Origin of the sequence: Parapedobacter soli, assembly GCF_025460835.1 — a bacterium.
GTDB classification, from domain to species: Bacteria; Bacteroidota; Bacteroidia; order Sphingobacteriales; family Sphingobacteriaceae; genus Parapedobacter; species Parapedobacter soli.
On record NZ_JAMXAY010000040.1, the window covers coordinates 38,816 to 45,891 of the forward strand.

The window sequence follows — 7,076 nt, forward strand, 5'->3', positions numbered from 1 at the left end:
CTAGTTTTTTATCGATTACAAGGTTAAAGCAATGCCGATTAAGAAATTTCGGGATATGGGGTAGGACCCATTGTCCGTCCCTCCGTTTTCGGGATTGATTCCCTTATAATTGGTGAAGTAATATAGGTTTTGTCCTGACACATTAAATCGGACACCCTTCATCCGAAGCCGCTGAAGCATTTCTTCAGGCAGTTCATAAGACAACGTAACTTCTCGTAGCGCGAGATAGTCTCCTTTCTCATACATCGTCGAAACGCCCCGCCCGATATTGTATTGCCAGTCGCCGTAATAAAGCTTTGGAATATCCGTCACGTCTCCTTGTTTCATCCACGATTGCGCGACATATGAGGAAAGTCCTAAATCGCCCGCAAGCTGTGCTGAAGTTGTCGCCCTGACATAATTATAGATGGTATGGCCGGTCATATAGTCCATCCTCACTGTAAAACCGATACGCTTATAATTTACCGTATTGGTAATACCACCCGTCCATTTGGGGTAGTAGTTCCCCATGTACACTCTATCTCGATTATCGATGGTATCATTCCGGTCGTGGTCGAGGAATATGGCATCTCCAGCATACTTGGTTTTGTCTGTTCCTTCGGGCAGGATATCATAGGGAGCATTAGCCGCTTCTTGATCCGTCTGGTATATACCGATGTGTTTAAAAGCATATGCTTCTCCCATTGTGCCGCCCTCTTGCAGCCCGCCCATCCATTCATAGCTATTCGTCTTATTATTCCAGAGGTATTCGCCTCCGATTCGGTTTCTATCTGTTCCGTTTTCAGGAAGCTTAACAATAGTATTCTTCACGTAAGCACCGTTGACTGAAAGCACCCACTGGAGGTCTTTTTTCGGCTTTACGGGCTGAGCAGTCATCGCAACTTCGACACCCCGGTTCTGAACCGTTCCGAGGTTCGTCAATACACTTCCAAAGCCAGTCGATTGCGGTAGCACGCGGCTACTTAACAGGTTACTTGTAACCCGGTTAAAATAATCGGCCGTCAGCGATACGCGATTAGCAAAAAGTCCGATGTCCGCACCAATGTCGAACGTAGCCGTTTGTTCCCATTGCAGTTCATCGTTGCTGAGCACGGTATTGAGAATGCCGGCGCGCCCACCATATACGGCGCCCCCACTATAGGAGCCCTGTGCTTGGTAAGGGCCAAGCGCATTCACGTTACCGTTAATACCGTAACTGGCTCTGACCTTAAACTGATTGAAGGCATTGCTCAACGGTGTCCAAAAATCTTCGTTATGCAGATTCCAACCAGCAGAAATTCCCGGGAACAGCCCCCACTTGAATTTCGTTCCCAGGTTCGAAGCCGCATCGTACCGTGAATTGATGGACACTAGGTACTTTTCTTTATAATTATAATTGACACGCGCAAAGTATCCCATATAGGTATAATTAGCTCTCGAACTGTTTACTCCCACGGGTATCGCCGATGCGTTTAATGTGGGAATAAGATCTGTCGCTGCGCCTCGGCCGGACGCGCTGAAAGCAGACTCTTCCGTCTTGATAAAGGAGTAACCCGCTGTGGCGTCTAAGTTGTGATTGTCAAAAAAAGTTTTTGTGTATGCGAAGACGGCGTCCGCAGCTTGTTGTTGATACCCCCTTCTGGATTCGGACGCTGTTCGGGTCTCATCATAATTCGGGCCGTCCCAATTCGACTTAATGAATTGCCTGTTTATCGAAGTCCTGCTCAGCAGTGATACTTGCGGTGAAAAGCTGAGGCCGGGTAAAATATCCCATTTCCCGCCCACTGAGTACGCGGTATTAGCAGCTTGCGAATCGCCGACAAAAAGATTCGTGCGGTAGAGCGGGTTGCCCTTCCCGCCGTTCTGCCCTTGCGAAAGCGTTCCGTCCTCGAACGTGAGCTTTACTGTGGGAGCCACCTGGAGCATCCGTCCGAATATATTTGACTCATCAGACACTTTATCCGAGACGTCGCCCGAATGGCGGATACTGGAGAAAATCATAAGATTATCACGCAACTTTAACTCCCCGCGGGCATTCAATGACAGTCTCTTATATCCCGTTTGAATGGCGACACCCTTAGTGTCCATATAACCTACAGATACGCTGTAATTCGCTTTTTCGGTTCCGCCCATTGCAGAGAGGTTGTGGTTGTGCGTCTGTCCAGTTCTGAACATCACGTCCCGCCAATCCGTACCTTTGAATATTATAGTCTTGGAGGGATCCAACGGGTCCGGCATACTTTCCCAACCCTCTGCGAGTTTGTGCTCGTTTTCGGGCGTGAGGTACTGGGTGGTATAAAACGTATTATTGGTCAGATCGTTGCCTGTCCCTGCACTTAACGGGCTCGTAAGAATAGCTTCAAAAAAAGGCCATTTCTTCGCCGCAGTCTCAATGCCCAACCGATTGTAGTAGATAAAATCACGGGCTCCCAGCATCTTCAGCTTGGATGTATAGTTGGACAATCCGAAGTTGTAATTGTAACTGATTTGTGTTCTGCCCGAACTTCCCGATTTGGTGGTTACAATGATAACGCCGTTTGAACCGCGTGCACCATAAATGGCTGTCGATGCCGCATCCTTCAGTACTTGGAGAGACTCAATGTCTGCCGAATTGATCCCAGCCAAATCGGGAGAGATCACACCATCGATGACATACAAAGGATAAGACGTGTTTGGGTCAAGCGCGGTACCACCTCTGAGTACAATCAAAGGTGATGCGCCCGGCTGGCCTGAAGTAGAAGTTACCCTTACGCCCGGCAATGTGCCTTGTAACGCATAGCCGGCATTGCTAAAAGGAACGTTTTTCAACACGTTTGAATCGAGTTTTGATATGGCGGTAGTAAGCAGCTCCCTGGATTGTTTGCCGTATCCAACCACTACTACTTCATCCAACTGTCCTTCTTCCGGCGTTAGTTGTACATTGAGTAATGTTCTTCCCCCTATTGGAACTTCGCTTCGGACAAAACCTAGACTGCTGAAGACGAGAGTTCCATTAATATCGGGCACAGACACACTATACCGGCCATCTTGGTCTGTGGTTGTGCCAGTCTGATGCCCTTTAACAGTTATGGTTATCCCATCCAAGGGCGTTCCATTCACATCGGTCACGACACCCGTTACAGGCGTCTGGGAAAAAGCATTCAACCCTACCATGATAAAAAGTAACACGAAAGGGACAATTTTATTTCCCTTGGACATCACGTGCCGAGCAATCGGGGTGGTTCGCCATCTTCGCATCATAATTATAAGAATGTTCATAATGTTAATTGGTTTTTTAAAATGTATTACATATAATCAAAATTAATTCATTTAACCTAATTTCAGAGTTCATCGAACACCTTGGCAGCCGCGTCCAACGCGAATCCAATGTCGTCTTCCGTATGTGCCGTACTGATATACCACAATCCTCTTCCGATGATTCGAACTCGTTGGTTATGCATTCCCGCTATGAATCGACCTAGTTTGCTTTTGTCAGAAGCCAGCGTGTCGCGATAATCTCTCAACTCGTTCAAATCGGTAAATGCAATGTGAAACATTGGCCCGGGGCCATCGACCAATACATCCAGGCTTTTTGCCTTGGCCAATTTACGAAGCCCCTCCATCAACCGTTTACCCAATGCGAACATACGCTCATACGGTTGTTCTCGATCGAGTTCGTTGATAGTAGCAAGTGCAGCAGCCACGCTTGGGTTCCCCGAGTTCATCGTGCCCGCATGGATCACCACCCCGTCTTCAATCAACTTCATCCAGCTTCTCTTTCCCACCACGGCGCTTATCGGGTAACCACTTCCCATTGCCTTCGCGAATATTGAAAGATCGGGCGTAACCCCATAAAACCCCTGTGCTCCACCTAGGCCGAGCCTGAAGCCGGTAATCACCTCATCGAAGATCAAGGCGATGCCATACTGGTCGCACAATTCGCGGAGACCGCGGAGAAAACCTTTTTGCGGCATGATACAGCCGCTATTACACATTACCGGCTCCGTGATAATTGCTGCTATATCGTTATGTTCCTTTTCAAGAACCTCACCAAGCAGCTCCAGGTCATTCCATGGTAGCACACGAAACTCCCCCCTCGTATTTGCCGGCAGTCCTTCGCTCCACGGATAAACTTCCGGCCTCTTCCGATCGCCAAGCGCTGCCTCGGAAGGCGCCGAGATCGCCCACGCCACATTATCCAACCAACCGTGATAGTGCCCTTCAAATCTCAGAAATCTCTGCCTGCCCGTCTTCGCCCGCGCAACCCGAAGAGCTGTTTGGACGGCTTCAGATCCATCCAAGCAAAAGCGCATCAACTCGGCAGAAGGTATCAATTGGTTGAGTTTCTCGGCCAGTTCGATTTCCTGAATGTGCTGCCCGGCAAATAGCTGCCCTTCCTGCGAATACGCGTTGACAGCCTGCAGCACGGCTGGGTGCGAATGCCCGAGGATCAACGGACCCTGACTGAGGGTAAAGTCTAGGTATTGGTTTCCATCAACATCGGTTATTCGGCTTCCGTTGCCCTCTTTATAAAATAGCGCGTGAGGAAAGCTGAATTTCCGGAATTCAGAAGAAACACCGCCGGCGAGAACTTTTCTTGCTCGCTCAAGCAACGCGGCTGACTGTTTATAACTCGGTCTATCAATCATCAAATAAATATGTATGACTTAACTATCAACAAATGTACAACATTATTGTATCCAACCAAATATATTTATTATATTTTTTTACTCAATCGCCAAATTATGGCTTTAAGTCGATGTTTGCGTAACTATACTTATGTAAGACAAAAAAGGAGAACTCAACCGACGCGGCCTTGAAAAGTTCCCTTTCCTTGGTCTGTTTTATTCGGCGACAATATTATCGGATTAGATAGCATGTTGCGATACTAAGCCTAATTATGCCATTACTAACTCGATTTCCGCTTAGGCTAGCTGTGTCTTACTAGACTCATTGCATTTTGTATTCTGTCTGGACGTGGTGACCCAATCAAATGTCGGGTAGCTTTAATTGACTTAACGCATATTAAAATGAAAACGCAATTCAGTATACCGCCGCTAATCAGCCAGATTTTTAACAGTCTAGGAGTATATTTATGTTGGTATGCCTAACAGCTTGTTCAAAAAAACGAAAACAACGAATTGGATCTTGATTTCGGTAACGTGACATTACAGTATCTGGTGGTATCAACGCAACTTTCGAAGAAATGGCTGGCTTTCATCATTTAGGTCATACCACTATGGATCATGGGAAAGTGCTATGCATGACATAGGTCCCCAAACATTTTGGGCTAGTGTTTCAATCGGCAATTTAGGGAAATTACTGGGCAAAGCCCTAAAGAATAACGGAAATCGTTTCAAGGCAGTGATCATTCACTCGTGATGGATGACCAAGCGGATTGAAGATACTGCAATTATTTACCCAAGATTTAATAGGCAGGGCACCCTTCCGTGCCCTGCTTCCTTTTGTTCTTTTCCCTACCCTTTCTTCTTCACCCCCTTTTGCAACACCCAGCTCACCGCAAAACTTACCGCCGCACCGATGGCGGCCAGCACGGCGGTTTTAACCATGTCGTGCATACCCAAGTGGGCCGCCATGCTGAGCAACGTGCCGCTACCCGTCCCGATACCCAGCCGAAGGTTACTCATTTTCATCGTCCTCTCCTTCCTCGTTGCGCACGCCGCTTTCCACGGCTTCTAGCACCCCCAGCGCCAGGGCGAGGTACCGTGCCACGGCCACCACCTTAGGGGGCAGCGTCACCGGCGAGGCGATGACGAGCTGGCTGGCCACCGCCAACGTTTCCTTGATCCTGTCGTAAAGTGTCGCCTTGTCCGTTTCGGGCAGGCCGACTGTTTTCGTTGTTTTGTTCATTGCTTTTTTGCTATTTGCTTTCCCGATGCGCTTTGCTTTCGGGATGTCACTTCGTTCCATTTGCTGTTTGTTGTTTGCTCCCAAAACACCCCTTCCTTCGGCCTAGGGTGCTTGCACCCAGTCGTCGTGGGGCAATCTATTCTCAACCACCAACCTGTCGTTCCCATGATTAATCTCCTGTAAAAGCAGCGGGTACACATGCCTATACGCCACCTCCGACCCCATCACCCGGTAATCACCGTTCACCAGCTCCCAATACGACCCCGTCAGCGGGCAGCCACGCGTATCCGTATGGTCATTGCCCGTGTGGAAGAATACCAGCCGGTAGTTGGGAATCTCGATGATCTCCACCATGCCTTCGTGGAATGCGGGGTATCGTTTGGCGTACCGTTTGTTCATGTCCGCCCCGTGGTTGAGCAAGAGACCGTACTCACCGGGTGGGATCGCCGTCTCCCCCGGCACCTTGTGGTCGCGCACCGTATCTTCCAGCAGGTAGCAGCAAAACAGGCCGCCAATATAGAGGTGGCTGAGGGTACTGTTCTTCCCCTCGGCCACGCGGATGATTTTAATTGCCCTCATAGCCGGTCTCCTTCCAACGCATCCGATGTGCTCGGCGCGGTATGCCCGTCCATTACCGGCAGGTCGCTCTCTTTCCGTTCCCCATCTATCCACGTACCCAGGAACACACTCCTCGATGCGGCCCGCCGCCGCCGATCCATCACGAAACCATACCCGTGCAGGCGTCCCCGCATGAGCCTCGGGGCCAATTGCAGGGAGAGCTCGCCATCACCGCGGCACGCCGTGCCGTCGCTCACCACCACGCGGCCCTGCGTCTCGTTGTAGACCAGCAGGAATGCCGGTGCATTGCCGTCGACGAACGGACTATCGCCGTGCCATTGAAGCGTGCAAAGTCCGTCGCCGCCAATCGCCAATACGGGTTTTTGTAAGGCGAGCTGTCCGCCCCAGCTCACCATCACCCGGCGGGGATCGATGGACAGGTGGGGGTAATCCCCGACCACGGCATCCTGCAGCACCTGCTTGGTGGCCCAGTTGAGGCCCGACTTCACCTGCCTGCTATCCGGTTTGAACGTTTCCTCCAGCACAGGTGCCAGGGGGGCGAGGAAACGCATGGTGAGTTTCATCCGCATCTGTTGCGCCAGCTGGGCCGGCGAGGGGGGCTTGGCGCTGGGCTTGGGCACCGACCGCGCACAGGGAACCCCGTTGCGCACGTAATAGATGAGGCCGCC

General features: G+C 50.2%; 6 protein-coding genes. All 6 read right to left on the reverse strand.

Going from position 1 to position 7,076, the window contains the following annotated elements; all coding sequences use genetic code 11:
- Positions 1–15: 15 nt before the first annotated feature.
- Entirely contained in the window at positions 16–3,237 is a 3,222-nt protein-coding gene (locus NGM62_RS15835; protein WP_262249235.1) for a SusC/RagA family TonB-linked outer membrane protein, read from the reverse strand.
- Positions 3,238–3,299: 62 nt separating this feature from the next.
- Positions 3,300–4,607: an aspartate aminotransferase family protein gene (locus NGM62_RS15840; RefSeq protein WP_262249236.1), complete on the reverse strand. Its 1,308-nt coding sequence runs from the start codon at positions 4,605–4,607 to the stop codon at positions 3,300–3,302.
- A gap of 828 nt (positions 4,608–5,435) precedes the next feature.
- The gene (locus NGM62_RS15845; protein WP_262249237.1) at positions 5,436–5,612 is read right to left on the reverse strand and encodes a hypothetical protein; all 177 of its coding nucleotides are present in this window, start codon (positions 5,610–5,612) and stop codon (positions 5,436–5,438) included.
- Positions 5,599–5,889 (reverse strand): hypothetical protein, encoded by a 291-nt coding sequence (locus tag NGM62_RS15850; protein WP_262249238.1) that lies wholly within the window; start codon positions 5,887–5,889, stop codon positions 5,599–5,601. Before NGM62_RS15850 ends, NGM62_RS15845 begins: the two co-directional genes overlap by 14 nt.
- Before the next feature lie 42 nt (positions 5,890–5,931).
- Positions 5,932–6,408, reverse strand: coding sequence for a DUF5675 family protein (locus NGM62_RS15855; protein ID WP_262249239.1), 477 nt, complete (start codon positions 6,406–6,408; stop codon positions 5,932–5,934).
- Positions 6,405–7,058: a DUF6266 family protein gene (locus NGM62_RS15860; RefSeq protein ID WP_262249240.1), complete on the reverse strand. Its 654-nt coding sequence runs from the start codon at positions 7,056–7,058 to the stop codon at positions 6,405–6,407. The genes NGM62_RS15855 and NGM62_RS15860 overlap by 4 nt, the downstream gene beginning before the upstream one ends.
- Positions 7,059–7,076 lie beyond the last annotated feature (18 nt).

Bases quoted from the DNA above. Each gene is read 5' to 3' on its own strand.
- NGM62_RS15835 (WP_262249235.1), bottom strand. From the start codon at position 3,237: ATGAACATTCTTATAATTATGATGCGAAGATGGCGAACCACCCCGATT.
- NGM62_RS15840 (WP_262249236.1), bottom strand. From the start codon at position 4,607: ATGATTGATAGACCGAGTTATAAACAGTCAGCCGCGTTGCTTGAGCGA.
- NGM62_RS15845 (WP_262249237.1), bottom strand. From the start codon at position 5,612: ATGAAAATGAGTAACCTTCGGCTGGGTATCGGGACGGGTAGCGGCACG.
- NGM62_RS15850 (WP_262249238.1), bottom strand. From the start codon at position 5,889: ATGGAACGAAGTGACATCCCGAAAGCAAAGCGCATCGGGAAAGCAAAT.
- NGM62_RS15855 (WP_262249239.1), bottom strand. From the start codon at position 6,408: ATGAGGGCAATTAAAATCATCCGCGTGGCCGAGGGGAAGAACAGTACC.